At 48.7% G+C, this 21,573-nt stretch carries 19 protein-coding genes; 15 read left to right on the forward strand and 4 right to left on the reverse strand.

What is annotated here, in order from left to right; genetic code table 11:
• Positions 1-291: 291 nt before the first annotated feature.
• The 8 genes from CHI14_RS26730 to CHI14_RS26765 all read left to right on the forward strand — a co-directional run bounded on the left by CHI14_RS26730 (position 292) and on the right by CHI14_RS26765 (position 11,009).
• Positions 292-1,896 (forward strand): extracellular solute-binding protein, encoded by a 1,605-nt coding sequence (locus CHI14_RS26730; protein ID WP_095292989.1) that lies wholly within the window; start codon positions 292-294, stop codon positions 1,894-1,896.
• Between the two features lie 119 nt (positions 1,897-2,015).
• A complete protein-coding gene (locus tag CHI14_RS26735; protein WP_095292991.1) occupies positions 2,016-2,912 on the forward strand; it encodes an ABC transporter permease in 897 nt (298 codons plus the stop codon).
• 61 nt (positions 2,913-2,973) lie between these two features.
• Positions 2,974-3,846 (forward strand): carbohydrate ABC transporter permease, encoded by an 873-nt coding sequence (locus CHI14_RS26740; protein ID WP_095292993.1) that lies wholly within the window; start codon positions 2,974-2,976, stop codon positions 3,844-3,846.
• Between the two features lie 62 nt (positions 3,847-3,908).
• Positions 3,909-4,868, forward strand: a complete 960-nt coding sequence (locus tag CHI14_RS26745; RefSeq protein ID WP_095292995.1) for a sugar phosphate isomerase/epimerase family protein — start codon at positions 3,909-3,911, stop codon at positions 4,866-4,868.
• Positions 4,869-4,967: 99 nt separating this feature from the next.
• Positions 4,968-6,719: a hypothetical protein gene (locus CHI14_RS26750; RefSeq protein ID WP_095292997.1), complete on the forward strand. Its 1,752-nt coding sequence runs from the start codon at positions 4,968-4,970 to the stop codon at positions 6,717-6,719.
• 197 nt (positions 6,720-6,916) lie between these two features.
• Positions 6,917-8,650 (forward strand): tetratricopeptide repeat protein, encoded by a 1,734-nt coding sequence (locus tag CHI14_RS26755; protein WP_095292998.1) that lies wholly within the window; start codon positions 6,917-6,919, stop codon positions 8,648-8,650.
• Positions 8,651-8,856: 206 nt separating this feature from the next.
• Positions 8,857-9,816, forward strand: coding sequence for a thioredoxin-disulfide reductase (gene trxB, locus CHI14_RS26760; protein ID WP_095293000.1), 960 nt, complete (start codon positions 8,857-8,859; stop codon positions 9,814-9,816).
• Positions 9,817-9,977: 161 nt separating this feature from the next.
• On the forward strand, positions 9,978-11,009 hold the full coding sequence (locus tag CHI14_RS26765) for an AI-2E family transporter (RefSeq protein ID WP_095293142.1): 1,032 nt from the start codon (positions 9,978-9,980) through the stop codon (positions 11,007-11,009).
• Between the two features lie 161 nt (positions 11,010-11,170).
• On the opposite strand, the gene CHI14_RS26770 is transcribed toward CHI14_RS26765, so the two are convergent.
• The 4 genes from CHI14_RS26770 to CHI14_RS26785 are packed head-to-tail and all read right to left on the reverse strand — an operon-like array spanning position 11,171 to position 14,604.
• Positions 11,171-11,773, reverse strand: coding sequence for a response regulator transcription factor (locus CHI14_RS26770; protein WP_095293003.1), 603 nt, complete (start codon positions 11,771-11,773; stop codon positions 11,171-11,173).
• 2 nt (positions 11,774-11,775) lie between these two features.
• Positions 11,776-12,903: a sensor histidine kinase gene (locus CHI14_RS26775; protein WP_170948284.1), complete on the reverse strand. Its 1,128-nt coding sequence runs from the start codon at positions 12,901-12,903 to the stop codon at positions 11,776-11,778.
• Positions 12,904-12,911: 8 nt separating this feature from the next.
• Entirely contained in the window at positions 12,912-13,649 is a 738-nt protein-coding gene (locus CHI14_RS26780; RefSeq protein WP_095293005.1) for an ABC transporter permease, read from the reverse strand.
• 1 nt (position 13,650) lies between these two features.
• The gene (locus tag CHI14_RS26785) at positions 13,651-14,604 is read right to left on the reverse strand and encodes an ABC transporter ATP-binding protein (RefSeq protein ID WP_095293007.1); all 954 of its coding nucleotides are present in this window, start codon (positions 14,602-14,604) and stop codon (positions 13,651-13,653) included.
• Between the two features lie 362 nt (positions 14,605-14,966).
• On the opposite strand from CHI14_RS26785, the gene CHI14_RS26790 reads away from it, so the two are divergent.
• The 7 genes from CHI14_RS26790 (at position 14,967) to CHI14_RS26820 (ending at position 21,528) form a co-directional block, all read left to right on the forward strand.
• Positions 14,967-15,917 (forward strand): ROK family glucokinase, encoded by a 951-nt coding sequence (locus CHI14_RS26790; protein WP_095293009.1) that lies wholly within the window; start codon positions 14,967-14,969, stop codon positions 15,915-15,917.
• Positions 15,918-15,968: 51 nt separating this feature from the next.
• A complete protein-coding gene (gene rapZ / locus CHI14_RS26795; RefSeq protein WP_095293011.1) occupies positions 15,969-16,868 on the forward strand; it encodes an RNase adapter RapZ in 900 nt (299 codons plus the stop codon).
• A gap of 13 nt (positions 16,869-16,881) precedes the next feature.
• Entirely contained in the window at positions 16,882-17,868 is a 987-nt protein-coding gene (locus CHI14_RS26800) for a gluconeogenesis factor YvcK family protein (protein ID WP_095293013.1), read from the forward strand.
• 6 nt (positions 17,869-17,874) lie between these two features.
• Positions 17,875-18,813: a DNA-binding protein WhiA gene (whiA, locus tag CHI14_RS26805; RefSeq protein ID WP_095293015.1), complete on the forward strand. Its 939-nt coding sequence runs from the start codon at positions 17,875-17,877 to the stop codon at positions 18,811-18,813.
• A gap of 135 nt (positions 18,814-18,948) precedes the next feature.
• A complete protein-coding gene (locus tag CHI14_RS26810) occupies positions 18,949-19,218 on the forward strand; it encodes an HPr family phosphocarrier protein (protein WP_017691248.1) in 270 nt (89 codons plus the stop codon).
• Positions 19,219-19,368: 150 nt separating this feature from the next.
• Complete coding sequence (locus tag CHI14_RS26815) at positions 19,369-20,124, forward strand: SIMPL domain-containing protein (RefSeq protein WP_095293017.1); 756 nt, start codon at positions 19,369-19,371, stop codon at positions 20,122-20,124.
• 309 nt (positions 20,125-20,433) lie between these two features.
• Positions 20,434-21,528 carry a PdaC/SigV domain-containing protein gene (locus CHI14_RS26820; RefSeq protein ID WP_095293019.1) on the forward strand — a complete coding sequence of 365 codons (1,095 nt, stop codon included), beginning with the start codon at positions 20,434-20,436 and terminating at the stop codon, positions 21,526-21,528.
• The last annotated feature ends 45 nt before the right edge of the window (positions 21,529-21,573 follow it).

The raw sequence follows: 21,573 nt of genomic DNA on the forward strand, positions 1-21,573 counted from the left end.
AACACACATGATTCCGGTTTATTGCCCTCTTGCGAATATAGGCAGTGTATGAAAATGGTTTATTGAGTTTTGAAAAGCAGGTCGGTTGGGCGGTAACAACAATGTGCAGCATAGATGGAATACAGGGGCGAGGATCGATGAAAATGGTCAGTGTACGAAAATCGTCGCTCGCATAAACCATTATCCTTATGTAAGCGTTTACGAAACGAGTTTGTTGCCAATGTCAGGAGTGATGTGGAATACTCTGGGCAGGATTTAACCATTCACACAAGGGCAAAGGAGATGACACAAATGACAGGAAAAGCAACCAAAGGGAGTCTAAAGAAATGGGTAGGACTTGCGCTTACGATGGTAATGGGAGTTTCCTTGCTGGCCGGCTGTTCATCCGCATCGGAACAAGGCGGAGCAGAGGGCAATGCGTCAGGTAATGGCGAGCGTGTCACCTTGAAAGTGGAAGTGTTTGATCGTGGTAACAGTCCTTCACCTTACACCATTACGAACAACTACTTATCGAAACTGGTGCAGGAAAAATTCGGTGACCCGAATAACATTGATGTTCAATTCGTACCAATTCAGCGCTCGGAAGAAGTGACGAAGCTGAATGTTCTCATGGCCAGCAATACCGATGTTCCCGATATTGTTTTTGTATACGACTCAAGTGTGTTCTACCGCTACGCCCAGCAGGGCGGGCTGACCGATGTTGGTGAACTGCTGGATCAGTATGGACCGAACCTGAAGAAGTTCCTGGGCGAGGATACATTAAAGTTTGGACAGCTGGAAGGCCAGCAGTTCGCTATACCGGGTAAACGTGCGATTACAGGAAGATACAGCTCGTACATTCGTCAGGACTGGCTGGATAAACTGGGATTACCATTGCCTACAACGACCGATGAGCTGTACACCACGTTGAAGGCGTTTAAAGAGAAGGACCCTGGTCAGCTTGGCAGCAAAAACATTCCGATGGGAATGGCACTGGCTCCGGCTCAATTTGAAACATTGATCTACTCCTTTATCAAGCCGGTTAGTGGTGATCTGACATACGCTCAGCGTTTTGAGCTGCCTCTGCATGAGGGTTTCAAGGATGCCATGAAGTTCATGAACAAGCTGTACAACGAGGGCTTAATCAGCAAGGACTTCAGTCTGGATGAAGATAAAACCCAACTGGCCAAGGACGTGCAGAACGGCAACATCGGCTACTGGTCTGAAGATGTGGATGCCATCTTCTACGCGGATGGAACGCTGGACAATCTGCGCAAAAACGTAGAGGGAAGCAACCTGGTTCCAGTCGATGCTTATACCAATGCGAATGTAGACAACAAACATATTAAATCCCGATATGGCTCCAACGGCATGTACATTATGATTCCTAAAAGCAGCAAACGCGCTGTCGAAGCCATTAAATATTTGGACTGGATGGCTTCAGACAATAACCTGTCGGATATCCTCAATGGGGTTGAAAGTGAGAACTATGAACTGGTTGATGGACTTCCCGTTGTGAAAGAGGATGCTACGCAGGAAGCCAAGGATCGTCTTTTCAATGCAGGGGATATGGCCATCATTTCGAACGGCAAAAATGTGGGTGACCAGGCCATGAATGAAAAAGCTTGGGTCTTGGGATTCCCGCAGAACAATCAGGAGATGTTGAAGCAGTCCATTGATATTGCCAATACGGATACCGTAGGGCCTATTATCTTCGATAAGCCAATTGAAGCAGAAATGAAATATGGTACAGCACTCAAAGATAAGCTCAATGTCATTATCGTGAAAACAGCAATGGCGAAACCGGAAGAATTCGAAGCGGTATACGAACGGGAAATGAATGATTACATGTCACTCGGCGGTGAAGCACTGAAGAAAGAACTTGAACAGGCCGTTCAGGAGCTTGCTGCCAAATAAGAAAAACGATCCTCGCAAGTGGTATAGAGCTTACTGGAGAGAGCAGATAAACTTTGAAGAGACCTGTGCCGTCACCTGAAGGCGGCACAGTTTATCTTTACGGATTGGAGGAGACAGACATGACCCCCTACTTGAAGAGGTATTGGCAATTGTACGCGTTGATTTCCCTGCCCCTTATTTACTTCGTGATTTTTCGTTACGGACCGATGTATGGCGTACAGATCGCATTTAAGGATTTTAACCTGTTTCAGGGTATTGGTGGCAGCGAGTGGATTGGCTTTGATGCTTTCCGCGAGGTATTTGGGATGCGGGACTTCTACACCACTCTGCGAAATACCTTTATGCTCAACTTTCTGGATCTGATTGTATCTTTCCCTGCTCCAATTATCCTGGCAATCATGCTCTATGAAATTCGGTTTAAATGGTTTAAAAAGCTGTCGCAGACCATCCTGTATATCCCTCACTTCATTTCATGGGTGATTATCGGGGGGATCGTATACCAGCTGTTTGGCAACCAATCAGGTATGGTAAACGGTGTGCTGGAGAGTATGGGGCTGAACCCCATCCCATTTCTGACGGAGAAGAATCCGTGGCTTGTAACCTACCTGTTTACCGGTGTCTGGCAAAGTGCCGGGTGGGGAACCATCCTGTATCTGGCTGCACTGACGGGTGTGAACAAGGAATTGTTTGAAGCGGCTGAGATCGACGGAGCAACGCGTCTCAAAAAGATCTGGCATATTACTTTGCCGAGCATCAAGCCGACCATTGTAACCCTGCTTATTCTGAATCTGGGGCACATGGTCACGATTGGATTCGATCGTCCTTACATTATCGGGAACACAGCGGTGCGCGAATATTCAGATGTTCTAAGCACCTTCGTATACCGGATGGGTTTGGAATCCGGGCAGTATACACTGGCAACGGTAGTCGGACTGTTCCAGGCCGTCGTGGGTCTTATTTTCGTGCTGGGCTCCAACTACATTTCGAAAAAGGTAACTGGTGAAGGGATTTTGTAGAGGAAAAGAACGTACGCGAGCCTGTTATGCTGTAGACCATCAGTAAAGGAGTTGTGCGCATATGAGTGACCGCACCTCAAATCGGATTTTTGATATCATTAATATCTCCTTTGTAACCCTGTTTGTCGTGTTCTGTCTGGCTCCTTTTCTGCACACGATTGCCATATCGTTTAGTTCCAACCGGGCGATAACATCGGGAGAAGTGACGCTGTTTCCGAAGGAGTTTAATTGGGATGCATACGTCAAGGTGTTTTCTGACCATTCCATGCTCTACTCACTTGGTTACACTGCGCTTTTGACGATTGCGACTACGGTATTATGCATGCTGTTTACTGTTGCTGCAGCGTACCCGTTGACCAAGAAGAAACTAAAGGGCCGCAAGCTCTTCATGTATGTCATCATCATTACGATGTTCTTCAGTGGCGGAATCATTCCGGAATACTTGCTGATTCGTGATCTGCATTTGCTGAATTCGGTCTGGGCATTGATATTGCCTGGCTTGGTCAGCCCGTTTAACCTGATTCTCCTGATCTCCTTCTTCAATGGCATCCCGGAAAGTCTGGAAGAGTCAGCTGAGATCGATGGAAGCTCACATGTTCATACCTTGTTGAAAATCATTCTTCCACTCTCGCTGCCAGTAATGGCCACCTTGTCTCTCTTCTATGCGGTGGGACGCTGGAACGGATTCCAGGATTCTCTGATGTACATTAATGATCCACAGCTGTATCCGCTGCAGCTCAAGCTGTTCCAAATGGTACAGAACAATATGGTGAGTGAACTGACACAGATGGAGGGTGCAAACCGGGCACCGCTCACGCCAGAAAGTCTGAAGGCTGCCACTGTTATATTTGCTACCGTTCCCATCCTGCTTGTCTATCCTTGGCTGCAGAAATATTTCGTTAGTGGTGCCATGCTTGGGGCCGTAAAAGGTTGATTTGAAGCCATATCCATTATATGTGGGAAAGGTTGCAACAGAGAAAGGAAGAGTGAGCTTGTATGCAGCAAAATGACAAGGGTGAGTATTCGTTCTCCACATGCTGGAACATTAAGCGTCACCAGGTGGGGGAGGCCATGATCCAAGAAATTCGCGAGCTTGGCTTCCGCCGTGTTGAACTTAACTACAACGTGACGAAGGAAATGCTGACGTCCATTGAGCCTATGATTGAGCGCGGAGAGATTGGTGTTTCCAGTGTGCATAACACATTTCCCCATGTGCCGGACCCGGATTATGGTACAGATTCGGTACTGCTCGGATTCCAGGACGAAACGAAACGTCAAAAGGCCATCCAGCTGCTTGTCGGTTCTGCAGAATATGCCCATCGTTACGGGGCTGAGGCTGTTGTTGTACACCCGGGAGAGGTACCTATCCCGGAGAGTGTCAGCAAGGAGCTTGCACAGCTGTATCACGACGAGGGGAAAGATTCAACTAAGTATCGCAGCAAATGGGAGGAATTTGTGGAACGGCGGCAGGCACTGAGCACCGGCTATGTCCAACAGATTATCCGCAGCCTGGATGAAGTCTGCAATCAGGCAGCAGCCAAAGGTCTCCATGTCCGGTTCGGCATTGAAACCCGCTCCAGACCACAGCAGATCCCTACGCTGGCAGAAGCCAAGACAATTATTGAGGCTCTACAAGGGGCTCCAGTTGGCATCTGGTATGATACCGGGCATGCCATCATGATGGATCGCCTTGGGCTCTACGACAGCGTGGGTGAGATGCAAGGGCTGATGGATGATATCGTAGGCGTTCATATTCATGAGACGCTTGGCCTTTCGGATCACTGGTGTCCGTATGTGCACAGTCAAGATATGCATTTCTATGATGCATACCTCCCCATGATCGGCCGGGCAAAGGTCAAGGTCTATGAACTGAAATCAGCTTGTACACCGGATGAAATTCACGAGAGTCATGCACTGCTTATGAAGAAGATGGATAAGGCAAGGGAGGGACGATGATGTTGGAAACAGACCGCGCGCTGTATGAGTGCGCTGCGGCTGTTTCTTTGGCAATCCAGCCCAGCCACGCGCAACTACTCAGTTTGGAGGGAATAGTACATGTACAAGCAACTGGTGGATAGCAATGACAAGGCGGTGGAGAGAGGGTTATCCCGGCAGGTGCTTGATCCGAATAGCCGATACTACGGTGGAACAATCGATCCCTACACAGGTATCGCTTGGGTCAATCATACAACCGGAACCCCTACGGATATGTGTTACTGGGGGGCAGCGCTTGTCAATCCAGACTCACTCTACTATCGAAATGAAGAGCTGTTAAAGCGTCTTCTGCTGGCAACGGAGTTTGTGCTCCGTAACCAGCATGAGGACGGCTCTATATCTCCGGGGTGGACCAACTATCACTCACCGCCAGACACGGCATTTGTCGTGGTGGGGTATGCTCAGTTGTACCAGCTGCTTCAACAGCAGGATTGGGAGAAGCTGCAGCCTGTGCTGGACAACATGCGGTTATTTTTGGAACGAACTGTACCCGTCATGCTTACAGGAGGTTGCCATACGCCGAACCATCGCTGGGTGTTATGCGCGGCTCTTGGTTTCCTGCATCAGCTGTTTGACCTGGAAGAGGCAGTGAAGCGTGCAGAGCAGTGGCTGGCGGAAGGAATGGATATAACTCCAGATGGGGAGTGGACAGAACGCAGCAACGGAATCTATAACGCGGTTAGCGACATTATGCTGATCCATGCGGCTCGCTTGTTGAATCGTCCTGAACTGCTTGAGCCCGTTAGACTTAATCTGCGCATGATGGTGTATCTGGTACATCCGACAGGTGAGATTGTCACGGATTACTCAGGTCGTCAGGATCTGGGCAGTATGCATGACTTGTCCCCTTATTACCTGCCATATGCCATTCTTGCCCGGATGGACCATGATCCGCTCTTGGCCAACATGGCGAAATGGGCAGGCGATTCACTAACAGACCCTGGCGTCTGTTCGGTCAATTCGCTCATTCGGTTATTGCTGGAGCCGGAGCTGCAGAAAATATATGAGGTGGAAGACGAACTCCCTAAGCAGTATGAGATCATGTTGAATGAACACTTTGCGCGTGAGGGTTATTTACAACAAATGACGTCAGCAGGACATTATGGACGTATCTCTCATAGCCGGATGCATACGGACTTTGGCGCGCCTGTTGCCCGTATAAGGGATCATGCGACAAGCATAACCATAATGACGGAAGTGCCGTCCTTTTTTGCTCTTCGTCATGGTTCCGTACGTCTGCTGGCCGTGCAGCTGGCCTCCTACTTCAATCCCGGCTATGTGCCGATGCAGCAGATGGACCGATTGCCCGCAGGATATCGTCTGAGGGGTGAGCAGAAGAAAGGCTATTATGCTCCTATTCCTGCAAATCAGCTGCCCGAGACTGTGAAAACTTCCACCAGCCCATGGTATGTGCTACCTCATCAGATTCGAGAACTTACCCATGAACAGACGTTCCGCACACGGGCGGAGGTTGTACCAACGGAGAGTGGTTGGAAGCTGGAACTGTCAGGTGACGAGCCAGAGGAGATTATGATGCAGTTGTCCTTCGTATTTGGAGATGAAGGGGAGCTGTCATCTGGCGAGCTGCTCGAGACGAATGGCGGGCATTATCTGTGGAAGGGTGGAACACTCCGCTATTCTTGTGGAGAAGACTGGATCGAGCTGACTGGAGGCGAGATGGGTCATCTGGCAGCAACTGTACGCGAGGCGAAGTTACCGGACCAATGCAAGGTTGTGCTGGTAAACTTCATGACACCTTTCAAAAAGACGATAGATATTACACTGTCACCGACGATGGCAGCGAGGTTGTAAATGGAGAGGATCTCCATTTTCAAAAGAAAATCCCTATGATATCCAGATGGCATTTCACCCTTCAAGGAGGATGGAATGGCATCTTTTTTATGTGCAATTTTTGCATAAAGCTCTTGAAACTACATGTTGAGAAGACCGCCGCCAGATGTGGTATACTGGAGAGTATGAATGAAAGCAAAGAGGAGGTGCCTTGGAAGATGAAGGGCAAGCTAGTGCGGGCAGAAGGACCCCTTGCCAATATTATACCGATTCACTTGGATGCTTCTTTCTTTTTCGAGAGAGCTGTCCGCTCGCTGGACCGTAATCATGTTGACAAGGCATTAAAATATTTTCGTAAAGCTGTTGAATATGAACCGGAAAATCCGGTGAACCATTGCAATATGGCGGGTATATTATCTGAGAAGGGAGATTACGAAGCTTCCAATGCCGTTCTGGCGCATGTGCTGGAGGTGGTTGATCCGTCCATGACGGAATGCTACTTCTATATGGCCAACAATTATGCGAATATGGACCGGTTTGAGGAAGCGGAGCAGGCACTTGTTACGTATTTGGAGGAGGACCCGCAGGGGCAGTTCATGACGGAAGCCGAAGAGATGATGGAGCTTCTGTATTATGAGCTGGATCGCCCGGCCAAGCTGAACCGGATCAAATCCCGTAAAGGTGTGGTTGAGCACGATCAGGCAAGAGAGCTACTGGAAGAGGGGAAATTTGCTCAGGCAGCTGAACTTCTGGAGGGCATGTCACCCGACTACCCTGACTATTTGGCGGCTCGGAACAATCTCGCGCTGGCCTATTACTATATGGGATTGTTCCCCAAGGCGAAAGAGACGATCGCCGAAGTGCTGGAGCAGGAGCCGGGAAATCTGCATGCCTTGTGTAATCTGGCGATCTTCCACCAGAACGAGAATCGGGCAGACCAAGTGCTATTATTAATCAAAAAACTGCGTGTCATCATGCCTTTCCAAAAGGAGCAGGTGTATAAATTGGCTACCACGATGGGGATTCTTGGGCAGCATGACTCCGCCTATACCCATTTCCGCCGACTCTTGAAGGATGAAGAGACCGCAGCCGATCCGGCGCTTGCTCATTACGCGGCTGTGGCAGCGTACAATACGGAACGTTACGACGTTGCAGAGCGCCTGTGGCGCCATGTGTCCAAGCTTGATCCAGGCTCGGAGGTTTCCAAGTTCTATCTGTCTGGCCTTGATGCAGTTCGGCAGGGGGAGCTTGAGCCGGAGAAGCTCAGCTATCACTACCATCTTCCGTTTGACGAGCAATTCAGACAATGGGAGAACTATGGTAACGGTATACCGGAAGAGATGAAGAATGATCCGCTCATCCGTTCATCGTTCTTCTGGGCGCTGCGCCATGGAGATCGTGCAACCAAGCTTCAGGTCATTCATGCCTTGGCCATGATCGGTGATTATGAGGTGCAGCAAGCCCTGCAATCCTTCGTACAAGAGCCTGATGAAGATCAGGATCTGGTTGCTGTGGCTGAATCTGTGCTGAGCGGACTCCAAATGAAAGAGCAGAATCATGGCAATAACCATGATCAACAACCGGTATCCGGGATAACAGACCATCTTCTTCCTAAAATGCAATCAAGCACAGTGCAAGCCAAGTCGGAAACGACTTCGCACTGGCAAGCCGTTGTGGAGCGTGCTCTGCAGATGACAGAAGCGAAAGCGGAGCTGCAGCAGGAGATGGAACGGATCTGGACCGATTATGTATCCAGAGTGCATCCGGATGGCCCGGGGCTCAAGCAAATTGAAGGCTGGGCTGCAGGGCTGGAATATCTCGCGGCCAAAATCCACAGTCGTCCCGTTACCTATCAGAGTATAGCGGAACGGTACGGCATATCGGCTTCCACCGTTAGCAAATACGCACGGCAAATTGTTCGGGTGTGCGGAAGCATCCCGCCGACTGTGTAGTATACTCCGGGTTACATGTACATTTTCTTGTTGGCCGTATAGATGAGCAACATTATGCGCTTGGAGACAGTTTGAGAAAGATCGGAATTTCATGAAGGATACAATTGCCTGCAAAACGGGTAAACTTAACGAATAGGCTTCGTCATATCACTCTAGAAGTTTTCCAGTCAACACACTCTCAACCTTATCAAGGAGGCTGTATCTATATGTCTAAATACAGAACGATTGTGATCGGAACCGGACCTGCAGGTTTGACGGCAGCGATATATCTGGCTCGTGCCAACCTGAACCCTTTGGTCATAGAAGGTCTGCAACCTGGAGGCCAGCTGACAACCACGACAGAGGTTGAAAACTTTCCAGGATTCCCGCAGGGCATTATGGGGCCGGAATTAATGGATAACATGCGGAAGCAAGCAGAGCGTTTTGGAGCGGAATTCAAGAATGGCTGGGTAGAGGAAGTTGACTTCAGCAAGCCGCCATTCAAGGTGAAAGTCGGAGGCATTGGTGAGCTTGAGGCGGAGTCGATTATTATCTCTACCGGTGCTTCTGCCCGCTATCTCGGCATTCCGGGCGAGCAGGAGAATGTGGGGCGCGGCGTAAGTACGTGCGCGACATGCGATGGGTTCTTTTTCCGTGGCAAGAAAATCATTGTTGTGGGTGGCGGCGATTCCGCGATGGAGGAAGCCAGCTTCCTGACCCGTTTCGCAACAGACGTGACACTCGTTCACCGCCGGGACGAATTGCGGGCATCGAAGATCATGCAGGACCGGGCGCGCAGCAATGAGAAGGTGAAATGGGCCCTGAATCGGACACCGCTTGAAGTTGTGCCAGAGGCACTTGGTGTCAAAGGACTAAAGGTGCGCAATAACGAGACAGGTCAAGAGGAGCTGCTCGAAGCAGATGGCGTATTTGTAGCGATTGGTCACACGCCTAACACGGGCTTCCTGGGTAACCAGATTGCTCTGGATGACCACGGGTATGTTGTGGTGAAGCCAGGAACCACCGAAACGAACATTCCGGGTGTATTCGCCTGCGGTGACGTTCAGGATACGAAATATCGTCAAGCCATCACGGCTGCAGGCTCAGGCTGTATGGCGGCCATGGACTGTGAGAAGTACCTTGAAGGCAGTATTATCCACGATTGGAGCGAAACGCTGGATAAGTAAGCATGACCAGGGTAGTACGCTGCATAAACTATAAATAAGAGACAACGGGAAGTCTCATCACGTGAGAGAAGCCGGGAGGCTTCTCTTTTTTTGAAACCAAATGGACATGAGATCGTATACATAATGGGCATATTAGCTGCGAGGTGAAGATTTTGGGGGAAATGATTAAAGAGTGGTTAAAAAATGCAACAGTCAGACGCTTTTTGATTCTGCTGTTGTTTTGTTTGGTCCTGTTCAGCATGGGGAGTATGCTGCACATGATCTTGCTGCTATTTCTAGTGACGTATGTCATGAATCGGTTGCAGCAGTTTATTACGGGGAAATTAAATCGGCTATTTCCGATTAATTATAAAGTCGTCGTCATACTGCTCTATCTGATCGTAATTGCAGCTATTGTGCTGGGTATATCCAGATATTCACCGAGAATTGTCAATCAGGTTATTCAGTTAACCAATGAGATTATGACATTCTTCGATACCGCCGAAGGGGATAATCTGGCAGCCAAAGTGGCCAGCTTCCTTCAATCATACGACATCAAGAACTATGCGAACGATGCATTGAAGTATATTTTCGCTCTGAGCAAATGGCTCGAGTTTATTCTGCTGGTCATCATACTCAGTCTGTTCTTCCTGCTGCAGAAGCAGGAGATCGTCAAGTTCACATCCAAGTTCAAAACGAGCAAGATCGGTTGGTTCTACAATGAAGTGGCTTATCTTGGGGACAAATTTGTATCGTCTTTTGGTAAAGTGATTGAAGCGCAGCTGCTGATCGCCGTATTCAATACGGCTCTGACCATCCTGGGTCTATGGATACTCGGATTCCCGTATCTATTTGCTCTGACAATTCTCGTTTTCCTGCTGAGCCTTGTACCGGTAGCGGGCGTTATTATATCATTGGTGCCTCTGTGTTTGATCGGCTACCAAATGGGCGGGATACAGCTGAGCATTATCGTTATCGTCATGATTGTCATCATTCATGCATTGGAAACGTATTTCCTTAATCCAAAACTGATGGCACATAAGACAAAGCTGCCGATGTTTTACACGTTTATCGTACTGATTCTGTCACAGCACTTCCTGGGAATCTGGGGCCTCATTATCGGTATTCCAATCTTTGTCTTCCTGCTCGATATCCTGGATGTCAACAAAATGGAGAAGACCGAAGAACCAGTACGTGTGGAAACCAAGCTATAACGATCGGGTCGATGACTTGTACTAGTGAGGATTATACGGTTGAAAAAAGTTAAAACGCCTCCCGTAAGGGGAGGCGTTTTTGTTTTACGCATGGGCCAGAGGCCACATCTTTATATATGTACTTCACCCGTGGTCGCGTCACTGGATGGCGCATATCCGATTTACAACCAGCCTTTCTCCTCAGCCATACTGACCGCTTCCATCCGATTTTTCGCCCCAAGCTTGTTAAAGGCTTCGGACAGGTAATTACGCACGGTACCGTACGAAAGATGGAGTGAGGTGGCAATATGATTGGCGTTCATGCCGGTTGCCGCCAGTTTAAGCACTTCTTTCTCCCGTTCCGTTAAGGGATTAGCTTCCTTGGCTGCACCAAAGACCAGTTCGGGGGACACTTCCCGTCCACCATTCATGACACGGCGAATGGCTTCCGCCAAACGGTCACTTGGCTCGTCTTTCAGCAGATAACCTTGCACACCGGCCTGAATGGCTCGTTCCAGAAAGCCCGGCCGGGCAAAGGTCGTAAGGATGATAATGCGGCAGGTCAGGCCAAGCTGTTGTATACGTTCTGCGACCTCAAGACCCGTCATGACAGGCATTTCAATATCCATTAAGCATAGGTCAGGTTGAAGAGAAGAGATCTGCTGAATTGCTTCTTCTCCGTTACCTGCTTCACCGATGACTTCAAAGTCTTCCTCGAGATCAAGCAGTGACGCAAGTGCACCGCGCAGCATGCGCTGATCTTCGGCTATCATGATTCGAATCATTATTACACTCCTCCTTGGGGTTCACTGGCAATCAGCGGAAAGGAAAAGACAAGACTGGTTCCTCCTGCATCGGATGTAATCCGTAGAGAACCATCAATCAGTCCCAGGCGTTCGGACATGCCCTTCAGTCCGTTGCCTGGACGTTCGGTAGAAGTCATGCCATGACCATTATCCCTTACCGTGATCTGAACGCCATCGTGTGTTCGTTCCAGATGGATCAGACTCTGAGAGGCGCCACTATGTTTCACAACATTGGTTACGGCTTCAAGCATGCAGAGACTGGCCATGTTCTGGGTCAGGTCCGGCACATCGCCATACGGCCCCAGATCACCTGTTATTTGAAGCACAATGTCAGCACTCTTCAGCATCTCTTGGGCGTCGGCTAGCGCTTCAGCTATGCTGATCGCCCGCATGTCAGAGACAAGCTGCCTTACTTCGCGCAGTGCTGCTCGAGAGGTACGTTCGATCTCACGCGCTTCCTGTATGGCACGTTCGGGGTTTTTGGTGATCAATTTGGTGACGAGCTCGCTCTTGAGCGTGATCAAAGAGAGTGTATGTCCCATCGTATCATGCAGATCGCGGGCGATACGCATACGCTCTTCGCGTTTGATTAACTCCTTGATATGCTGGTTGGCCTCATCCAGCTTGGCTTCCAGCTGCTGACGATCCAGCATCGTTCTGATTCCATAAGGAGATACCAGCATAATCAGGTAAAACGGAGTAAAGAACAGGAGTTGCTCCGCAGTAAATTCCTTAATGTTAATAGCAATGGGGATGGTCTGGACGATGGCAAAAAGCAATAGAAAACGCCGGAACATCCGTCGATCCGTATACCATCCGATAAAGTTGGCCGAGAAAAAGCCCAGAAAGAACATGTTCGGACCAATCACAAGACTCAGTACCAGTACGGCAGCCATCTGCAGACCAAGACAGTAGGAGAATGCGGAGGTTCCAGACGTCATATACAGCTGTCGGTAGGTCAGGATAAATACAATGAATACCGTGACACCGATGTACAAACTCAGTCCATGAGCATTCCATAAATTATAAATCGGCATGGCAAGATAGATCATCCAGATGTATGGATATATCCCGTACCGCTTAGGGAAAAGCTCAAAACGCTGAAGCATGTAGAAGATTAAGCCTCCTTTTGTTTGCTGCGGATATAGGTGGATATTAACATAAATACCACCAAGTATGCTGCCAATAGCAGGATATCCCGCAGCTCAGGTACACCACCGGTTACAATAATCCAGGCTCCATTGCCGAAACTGTAGGAAGGCAGCCATTGACCGATTTGTGCCAGCCAGCTCGGCATGACGTCCAGCGGCATCCACATCCCCCCAAGCAAAGCGAGCGAAAGATACAGGGCGTTGCTGAGCCCGGTTGCGGTATCGACGCGGCGGAAGGTGCCAATACACGTACCCAGGGCGAGAAAGGGCAGGGAACCAGCCAAAATCCACAGAGCGGAGCCAATCCACTCGGAGGCCGATAGGGACACACCATTAATCAGATAGCCTGCTGCAAAGATGATGACAATGGAACACAGATGCATGGCTGTCTGACCGATCATTTTGCCGCCAAAATAAATGGAGTCCGGGAGAGGAGTGACGCGCAGATAGGTGACCCAGCCGTGTACTCTCTCCTGAACGAGTCGGATCCCTAGGGTCATAATGGATGAACCCATAATGCTAAAGCAGGTCATGGACATGAGGTAGTGTGCATTCCACTCCTTCGCATCTACTGTACCTGTGGTAAATATGCGGGTGTAGAGAACATAGAAGATCACAGGCATCAGCAGTGACCAAAATACAAAGTAGACATTGCGGGACATGCGGAGCATTTCTACGCGAGATTGGGCAAACAGCATGGACATATCAGTGTTCCTCCTTCATGGTTTCGAGCAGGGTTGCATAAGCATCGTCCAGTTGTCCGGTTTCAATACGGATTTCCCTAACAGGCAGCTGGCGCGTAATGATGACACGAATCAGAGCGTCTGTATCCTGTGTATGAAGAATACAGCGGTCTTTGCGATACTCGATCCGTTCAACTCCAGGCAGATCTTCAATCTGTGTATGGATGTCCGGTAGTGCTGCATCGGGAGTTACAAGTCCGTTATCCAGCTGGCCACCTGGCAGCGAGAAGGAAAGCGTCCGTTTGGCGATTCCGCTTTTGATACGATCAGGCGTACCGTCCGCAATGATTGAGCCTCCGGCGAACAGGATAATCCGGTCGGCTGCTTCATCCGCTTCCTGCAGGTAATGTGTCGTGAAGAGTATCGTTTTGCCGTGCTGGGCAAGCTGGCGAATCTGCTTCCAGAAGTATCTTCGGGTCTCGGAGTCCAGGCCAACCGTAGGCTCATCGAAGAAGAGCACGTCCGGGTCACCTGCCATGGCAAGAGCGAAGTTCAGACTGCGCTTCTGACCACCTGACAGCTTCTCGGCCCTTCTGTTCAGATCCTCAGGCTTTAGACCTGTCAAAGCTTCGATTTTGTCCGCATCCAGCGGGGTAGGGTAGTAGCTGCGCACCATACGAATGATTTCCCGAACCGTAAGGCCGTCCATGACACTCACGTCCTGTAGCATGACACCGATGCGCTCACGGACTTGTCTATGGCCTGGCGGCATTCCCAGGACGGTCACCTCTCCTGAGGAGGGGGTGGACAGGCCAAGCATCATGTTCAAGGTGGTTGTTTTGCCTGCGCCGTTTGGGCCAAGGATGGCAACGATTGAGCCGCGGTTAATCTTCAGGGAAATAGGGTTGACGGCCAGCTTGCTGCCGAATCGTTTGCTGACTTGTTCAAGCTGTATGATGGTTGAATTGGTATTCATCTGTATTCACGTCCCTTGTCTGTTCTCTAAGATATTTCCATCTTACCGAACGAACTGTGACGGGATTAGTAAGAGTTGTCATGACTTTCAGGTGACAACTGTCATCTTTTACGCATGGAACGAGTGATCATGAAATATCATGAGTTGAGGCTTCCCTTTCTAGTAGGGAAGCGTGAAAGCTTGCGTTTTGGTAGAAGAGAGGAGAGGTTGTATACGTATACATGATATGGATGTGATGGGGTTCACAATCGCGGCGAAGCGTTCTGTATCAATGGTCTTATCGTCTTGACCCAGGCGTATCCTTCAATTATAGTTGGTACGTAGGATTAAACTATTTTAGATAGATAAAGGTGGCTTGCGGCATGTCTGAGAAAATCTACGTTGGGGTCGATCTCGGCGGAACAGCAATCAAGGTCGGTATATGCAATGAACAAGGTCAGCTTATGCATACGTATGAAGGGCCGACAGAAGTGGATAAGGGCGTAGATACGGTCATCGCCAACATCGAGAAGTATGTCCGTCATATCGTGGCAGAATCGCCATATAGCTGGGAACAGCTTGAAGGTGTAGGGGCTGGGGTAGCCGGGTTCACGAATGTACGCGAGGGTATTATCGTTCTCGCTCCTAACATTGGATTTCGGAATGTAGCCATTCGTTCGATTCTGGAAGAGCGTCTGGGCAAGCCAGTTAAAATAGATAACGATGCTAACGTTGCTGCACTGGGTGAGGCTTGGGCAGGTGCCGGCAAGGGCGTGGATAATTGCGTATGTTACACGCTGGGCACAGGTGTTGGCGGAGGCTTGATACTTAACGGTAAAATCTATCAGGGATTTTCCGGCATGGCGGGAGAACTGGGTCATGTCAGTGTTGTGCCTGATCTGGAAGCCATTCAGTGTGGTTGTGGTAAAATGGGATGTGTGGAAACTGTATCGTCCGCAACGGGCATTATTCGTATGGCTAAGGATGCGGTAGAACGCGGCGATCATACGTCACTTGCGCTTGTGGACAAAATTGCAGCCAAGGAAGTATTCGATGCAGCCAAAGCTGGAGATGAAGTAGCTCTGCGCATCGTAAATCGTGCTGCATTCTATCTGGGTAAATCCATGGCGGCTGTTGCTGCAGTCATGAATCCGGAAATGTTCATTATCGGGGGCGGTGTATCCAAAGCCGGTAATATCCTGTTTGACGAAGTACGTGCTGTATTTGCGAAACTGACACCTGAACCGCTGCAGGAGGGTGTTCAAATCCTGGAAGCAACTCTGGGCAACGATGCGGGAATTGTTGGCGCGGCAGGACTTCTCTTGCGTTCTTAGTAACCTCGGAACCATATGATTAGGCAGCAATATGATAAGGAGGGGACATTTATGCTTGAAGGTGAAGTTTCACCGGGCACAGGCGCCACGCTCATTATCATTACGGGCATGTCCGGAGCAGGCAAAACGATTGCGGTACAGAGCCTGGAAGATCTCGGCTTTTTCTGCGTGGATAATCTGCCACCGGTGTTGATTCCGAAATTTGCGGAACTGATTGAACAATCGAACGGCAAGATCGGTAAGGTAGCCCTCGTGATTGACCTGCGGGGACGGGAATTCTTTACGGCTTTGTCCGAGTCTTTGAACTATATAAAAGATCATTTTACCATTCATTGCGAAATTTTATTCCTGGATGCTACTGATTCCGTCCTTGTACAGCGCTACAAGGAGAGCAGACGCAGACATCCGCTGGCTCCTGAGGGCATGCCGCTTGACGGCATCCGTCTGGAGCGCAAGATGCTGGAGGAGCTCAAGAATTCGGCTACCCAGGTGCTGAACACAAGTACGATGAAGCCGGCGCAGCTAAAAGAACGGATTATTTCACGCTTTTCTCATTTGGAAAGTCATATGCTGTCGGTGAATATCACGTCGTTTGGATTTAAATATGGCATTCCAATCGATGCGGATCTGGTGTTTGATGTTCGTTTCCTGCCAAATCCGCATTATATTGATCATTTGCGTCCGAATACGGGGCAGAATAGTGATGTGTATGAATATGTCATGAAATGGCCTGAAACACAGTCGTTTTTGACCAAACTGCTCGATATGCTGCACTTCCTGATTCCGCAGTACCGGAAGGAAGGCAAAAGTCAGGTGATTATCGGGATTGGATGTACTGGCGGCAAGCATCGTTCGGTAGCCATATCCGAATATTTGGGCAAAATGTTGGGAAGCAGCGAAACTGAAGCTGTTACCGTGAGCCATCGCGACGCTGACCGTGATCGTCATTGAAGAGGGTGAAGGGATGAAAGAAGCCGGACCACGAAGAGAACGTCCGAGAATTGTTGTAATGGGCGGCGGAACCGGGTTATCCGTGATGCTGCGCGGTTTGAAAGAGAAGCCGCTGGACATCACGGCCATCGTCACGGTTGCAGATGACGGTGGAAGTTCAGGCATCCTGCGCAACGAACTGCAAATGCCGCCTCCGGGCGACATTCGTAACGTGCTTACGGCGCTGGCTGATGTTGAGCCATTGCTATCGGATATGCTAAAATATCGTTTTAATACAGGCGCGGGGCTTGCAGGCCACAGCCTGGGTAATTTGATTTTGGCTGCAATGACGGATATTTCAGGCGACTTCGTAACCGCAGTGCGGGAACTTAGCCGCGTGTTTGCCGTTCGCGGTGAGGTTTTGCCGGCAGCCGGGCAGGCGGTTGTGCTGCATGCGGAGATGGAGGATGGCTCAATTGTTACAGGCGAGTCCAAAATCCCTGAAGCAGGCGGACGCATCAAACGCGTTTTCCTTGAACCGGATCACGTGGAGCCGTTGCCAGAGGCTGTGGAAGCTATTCGACAAGCAGATGCCATCCTGATTGGGCCAGGCAGCTTGTATACGAGCATTCTGCCTAACTTATTAGTTCCCAAACTGGCAGAGGCTGTTGTCGAGGCAGAGGCCGTGAAGATGTTTATATGCAATGTGATGACACAGCCTGGAGAGACGGATAACTATACGGTGAGTGACCACCTCAAGGCGGTTCATGAGCACGTGGGGCATCAGCTCTTTGACTATGTTATTGTTAATAATGGTGAAATTCCGCTGCAGGTACAGAATAGGTATGCGGAAAAAGGAGCCAAACCGGTTGTTTTGGATATGGATGTACTAAAAAGTTCAGGCTATCAGGTGGTTGCGGATACACTCGTTCTGTTTAGAACTTATCTGCGTCATGATGCCGATAAGCTTAGTCACCACATCTATCAGCTGGTCCAAAATTGGATGTTACGGAAGAGGTGAAGTCCCATGTCGTTTGCAGCACAGACCAAAAAAGAATTAACCATGATTGAGAGTGAACCGTGCTGCGAAAAGGCGGAACTTTCAGCCCTCATCCGTATGCTAGGTGCGGTGCAGTTATCGAATAAAAAAGTTATCTTGGATATTTCGACGGAGAATGCCGCGATCGCAAGACGGGCATACTCTCTGCTTAAAAAGCATTTTCAAGTGCATACGGAATTGCTTGTCCGCAAAAAAATGCGGCTGAAAAAGAACAATGTATATATTGTTCGTATTCCGTCCATGGTACAGGAGATATTAAAGGATCTGTACATTGTATCGGAAGGCTTTTTGTTTACTCCAGGAATTAATCAGGAGCTGTTACGGAAAAACTGTTGTAAACGGGCTTATCTACGCGGCGCGTTTATGGCGGGTGGCTCGGTCAACAACCCTGAAGGATCCTCATATCACCTGGAGATCGCATCCATGTATGAAGAGCACTGTCAGGCCCTCGTGGACCTGGCCAATGAATTTCATCTCAACGCCCGGTGTATAGAACGCAAAAAAGGATTCATCCTATACATTAAGGAAGGCGAGAAAATTATTGAGCTGCTCAGCATCATTGGTGCGCATCAAGCCTTGTTCAAGTTTGAGGATGTACGGATTATGCGGGATATGCGTAATTCCGTTAACCGGATCGTCAACTGTGAGACAGCTAATCTGAACAAGACGATCGGAGCTGCAGTGAGACAGATCGACAATATCAAGCTGCTGCAAAAGGAAGTCGGTTTGGAGTCTTTGCCTGAGAAGCTGCGTGAGGTTGCAGAGGTCAGACTGGCGCATCCTGACATTAACCTGAAGGAAGTTGGCGAGCTGTTAAAAGGTACCGTCAGCAAATCGGGTGTCAACCATCGGCTTCGCAAGATTGACGAGTTGGCTGAGAAAGTGCGGAATGAACGTCACGGTTAACGGATGTGGACCTGGTTAAATAATCAGAAATGTGCTGGTTTTTTTTCTTCTAGTGTCCTGCGCGGGTTAATGGTATAATGTTATAAATATAATTGTGTATTTAATGTCTAGATTTCTAATAGGGGGTAAGTTTCCATGACAAAGCACCCGGTAGTTGTCCGTTTGAAAACGGGTCTCCATGCCAGACCTGCGGCACTGTTCGTTCAAGAAGCGAATAAGTACTCATCTGAAGTGTTCGTCGAGAAGGACGACAAAAAAGTTAATGCAAAAAGTATCATGGGGATCATGAGCCTTGCAATCAGTACTGGTACAGAAATCCAAATTAGTGCTGAAGGCGCGGACGCCGAACAGGCTGTAAACGCTTTAGTGAGTTTGGTGAGCAAGGAAGAACTTGAAAACCAATAAGATATGATTAACATGACATGAAGAAGTCCCGCAAGGGGCTTTTTTGCGTTATAGGGATAATCAAGTGCAACATTTTGGAAAACACCTCCGTCTGTTAGGGTATCAAACGGCTTTGAGATTGAGATCTTAAATATAAGGAGGCTATGCGTAATGGGTAAACAATGGATGAAACCGCTAGGTGCGGTATTGGTGGCAGGAACATTGCTCGTTGGTGGTACAGCGTGGGTGGCACCGGGGAATTATGCCTATGCTGCAGAAGTACAAGGGGTACAGCAAAATGTGATTAATGTAGTGGGCAAAGGCGAGATTCAGGTAAAGCCGGACATCGCTTATCTATCGATCGGTGTGAATAGCACGGCTGAGACAGCAGCCTCCGCCCAGAAGGCAAATGCCGCAAAAATTCAAAAGGTATCCAACCTGCTGAAGAATACGTGGAAAATCAGTGCAGACGACATTCAGACCAGTCAGTTCTATGTACAGCCAAACTATACGTATACTGATAAAGAAGGTCAGCAAATTAAAGGCTATACCGCTCATCATACGCTGACGATTACGTACCGGGAGATGGACAAGATTGGTGAACTGTTGGATGCTGCTTCGCAGGCAGGTGCCAATAATATCGAGAATGTACGCTTTACGGTAGAAAATCCGGAAAACTTTGAAGCACAAGTGATCGAGAAGGCAGTAGCTAATGCAGAGGTGAAAGCAGGAGCGATTGCCAAGGCGGTTAAACGTCAATTGGGTGCTGTGTTGTCTGTAACTCAAGGTGATGCCAATGTACCTGTGTTCTATGCAACAGAAAGTTCGATGGTCAAGGATATGGCACAGTCTGCTGCGGGTACAGAAATTGAAACAGGTCAGGTAAAAGTGAGCACGACGCTCAACATTACGTATGAAATGAAATAAACATAGAAGAAGATATGAAGAGACTGTGTCCATCGGGCAGGGTCTCTTTTGTTATTAAGAGGAGCTTTAATGAAGTTAGGCATCAACCACCTTGCTTCAACGAGAATAATGATGATGATTTGATGTCTTTTTTGTATATTTGTTCGTAACAAAACCTTTACCAAATGGATTTGGATTGAACAACATTGTAACTGGTGCTGTAAACCTTTCCTCAATTGGGTTAATTATAATAAAGAGGTGAGCGTATGAGATATGCGATCAGGATACATACGCAATGAACCCTAGGCAAATTCGAGAGGAGTTATATATATGACATCATGGAAAAAGTGGACAAGTGCATTACTCGCGGCAGGAATCATTGTAGGTAGTGGGGCGGTATGGCAGGATAACTCCGTGCAAGCAGCTTCGGTTACTTCTAAAGTTACGGCATCCACAGATGTTACATTGAAGACTGCAGGCAAAACGTTGACACAAAAGGGACTTTTACAAGGTGGATCCACGTGGGTATCCCTCACTGCAGTTAAGGATGTGGCTGGTGGTACATTAACCTATAACGCAAAAACAAAAGAGTACACACTGACTGCAGCGAATAACACGATGAAAATCAGCCTGGCCGATGGTGAACCATCGCTAAGAGTAAATAATTATTATCCCAACGTTGAGGCGAAACTGATCAAGGGACGCCTGTACATTCCTTTTTCGGCGATGAGAGATTATTTGGGTGTTCAAGGCAGCTGGGATGGTAAAACCAAAACACTGGCGCTGAGCAAAGTGAAGCAAAATAGCGTGAAAGTGAAATCGGCAACCGTGAAAGTGGACATCAAAAATGCTGAGGTAGATATTCAATATCCACAGGTGAGTGGACTTGCTAGCGATGAAGCCGAAGCGGCAATCAACAAAGTGCTGAAAGACGAAGTGGATACATTTGTAGCTGCTTTCAAGAAGCAAACGGCAGAATACGGAACGGCAGCAGCCAACCGTCCATATGCATTCGAGAGCACCTATGTGGTGACGTACAACGAAAACGGCGTGCTGGGATTGGTTACTCAGCGTTATGAGGATTATGCCGGGGCCCACGGGATGACCACACGAACAGGTCACACCTTTGCGCTTGATACAGGTAAAGAGCTGAGTCTTGATGATGTGCTGCAAAACAACAAGACGATGCGCGATACACTTGGCAAAAAAGTTGGTGAACAGCTTAAAGCTCGCGGTGGTTACCTGGACGGCTATAAAGGGCTGAACAAGGATCAGGACTTCTATGTAACGCCTACAGGCGTAGTTGTGTTCTTCCAACTGTATGAGTACACTGCTTATGCAGAAGGTTTCCCGGAATTCCCGTTTACGTACAAAGAGTTACTCCCTAAAGGTACACAGCCATTCAGTGGAATTGCAGCAGAGTAATTATTCGATATCATTCTTAAAAAAGAGCGCCCCTCGTCATGTTCA

The organism is Paenibacillus sp. 7516, from assembly GCF_002272715.1.
In the GTDB taxonomy this organism is placed as follows: domain Bacteria; phylum Bacillota; class Bacilli; order Paenibacillales; family Paenibacillaceae; genus Paenibacillus; species Paenibacillus illinoisensis_A.

Excerpts from the sequence above, each read along its gene's own strand:
- CHI14_RS26730 (WP_095292989.1), top strand. The coding sequence starts at position 292 with ATGACAGGAAAAGCAACCAAAGGGAGTCTAAAGAAATGGGTAGGACTT.
- CHI14_RS26735 (WP_095292991.1), top strand. The coding sequence starts at position 2,016 with ATGACCCCCTACTTGAAGAGGTATTGGCAATTGTACGCGTTGATTTCC.
- CHI14_RS26740 (WP_095292993.1), top strand. The coding sequence starts at position 2,974 with ATGAGTGACCGCACCTCAAATCGGATTTTTGATATCATTAATATCTCC.
- CHI14_RS26745 (WP_095292995.1), top strand. The coding sequence starts at position 3,909 with ATGCAGCAAAATGACAAGGGTGAGTATTCGTTCTCCACATGCTGGAAC.
- CHI14_RS26750 (WP_095292997.1), top strand. The coding sequence starts at position 4,968 with ATGTACAAGCAACTGGTGGATAGCAATGACAAGGCGGTGGAGAGAGGG.
- CHI14_RS26755 (WP_095292998.1), top strand. The coding sequence starts at position 6,917 with ATGAAGGGCAAGCTAGTGCGGGCAGAAGGACCCCTTGCCAATATTATA.
- trxB (WP_095293000.1), top strand. The coding sequence starts at position 8,857 with ATGTCTAAATACAGAACGATTGTGATCGGAACCGGACCTGCAGGTTTG.
- CHI14_RS26765 (WP_095293142.1), top strand. The coding sequence starts at position 9,978 with ATGATTAAAGAGTGGTTAAAAAATGCAACAGTCAGACGCTTTTTGATT.
- CHI14_RS26770 (WP_095293003.1), bottom strand. The coding sequence starts at position 11,773 with ATGATTCGAATCATGATAGCCGAAGATCAGCGCATGCTGCGCGGTGCA.
- CHI14_RS26775 (WP_170948284.1), bottom strand. The coding sequence starts at position 12,903 with ATGCTTCAGCGTTTTGAGCTTTTCCCTAAGCGGTACGGGATATATCCA.
- CHI14_RS26780 (WP_095293005.1), bottom strand. The coding sequence starts at position 13,649 with ATGTCCATGCTGTTTGCCCAATCTCGCGTAGAAATGCTCCGCATGTCC.
- CHI14_RS26785 (WP_095293007.1), bottom strand. The coding sequence starts at position 14,604 with ATGAATACCAATTCAACCATCATACAGCTTGAACAAGTCAGCAAACGA.
- CHI14_RS26790 (WP_095293009.1), top strand. The coding sequence starts at position 14,967 with ATGTCTGAGAAAATCTACGTTGGGGTCGATCTCGGCGGAACAGCAATC.
- rapZ (WP_095293011.1), top strand. The coding sequence starts at position 15,969 with ATGCTTGAAGGTGAAGTTTCACCGGGCACAGGCGCCACGCTCATTATC.
- CHI14_RS26800 (WP_095293013.1), top strand. The coding sequence starts at position 16,882 with ATGAAAGAAGCCGGACCACGAAGAGAACGTCCGAGAATTGTTGTAATG.
- whiA (WP_095293015.1), top strand. The coding sequence starts at position 17,875 with ATGTCGTTTGCAGCACAGACCAAAAAAGAATTAACCATGATTGAGAGT.
- CHI14_RS26810 (WP_017691248.1), top strand. The coding sequence starts at position 18,949 with ATGACAAAGCACCCGGTAGTTGTCCGTTTGAAAACGGGTCTCCATGCC.
- CHI14_RS26815 (WP_095293017.1), top strand. The coding sequence starts at position 19,369 with ATGGGTAAACAATGGATGAAACCGCTAGGTGCGGTATTGGTGGCAGGA.
- CHI14_RS26820 (WP_095293019.1), top strand. The coding sequence starts at position 20,434 with ATGACATCATGGAAAAAGTGGACAAGTGCATTACTCGCGGCAGGAATC.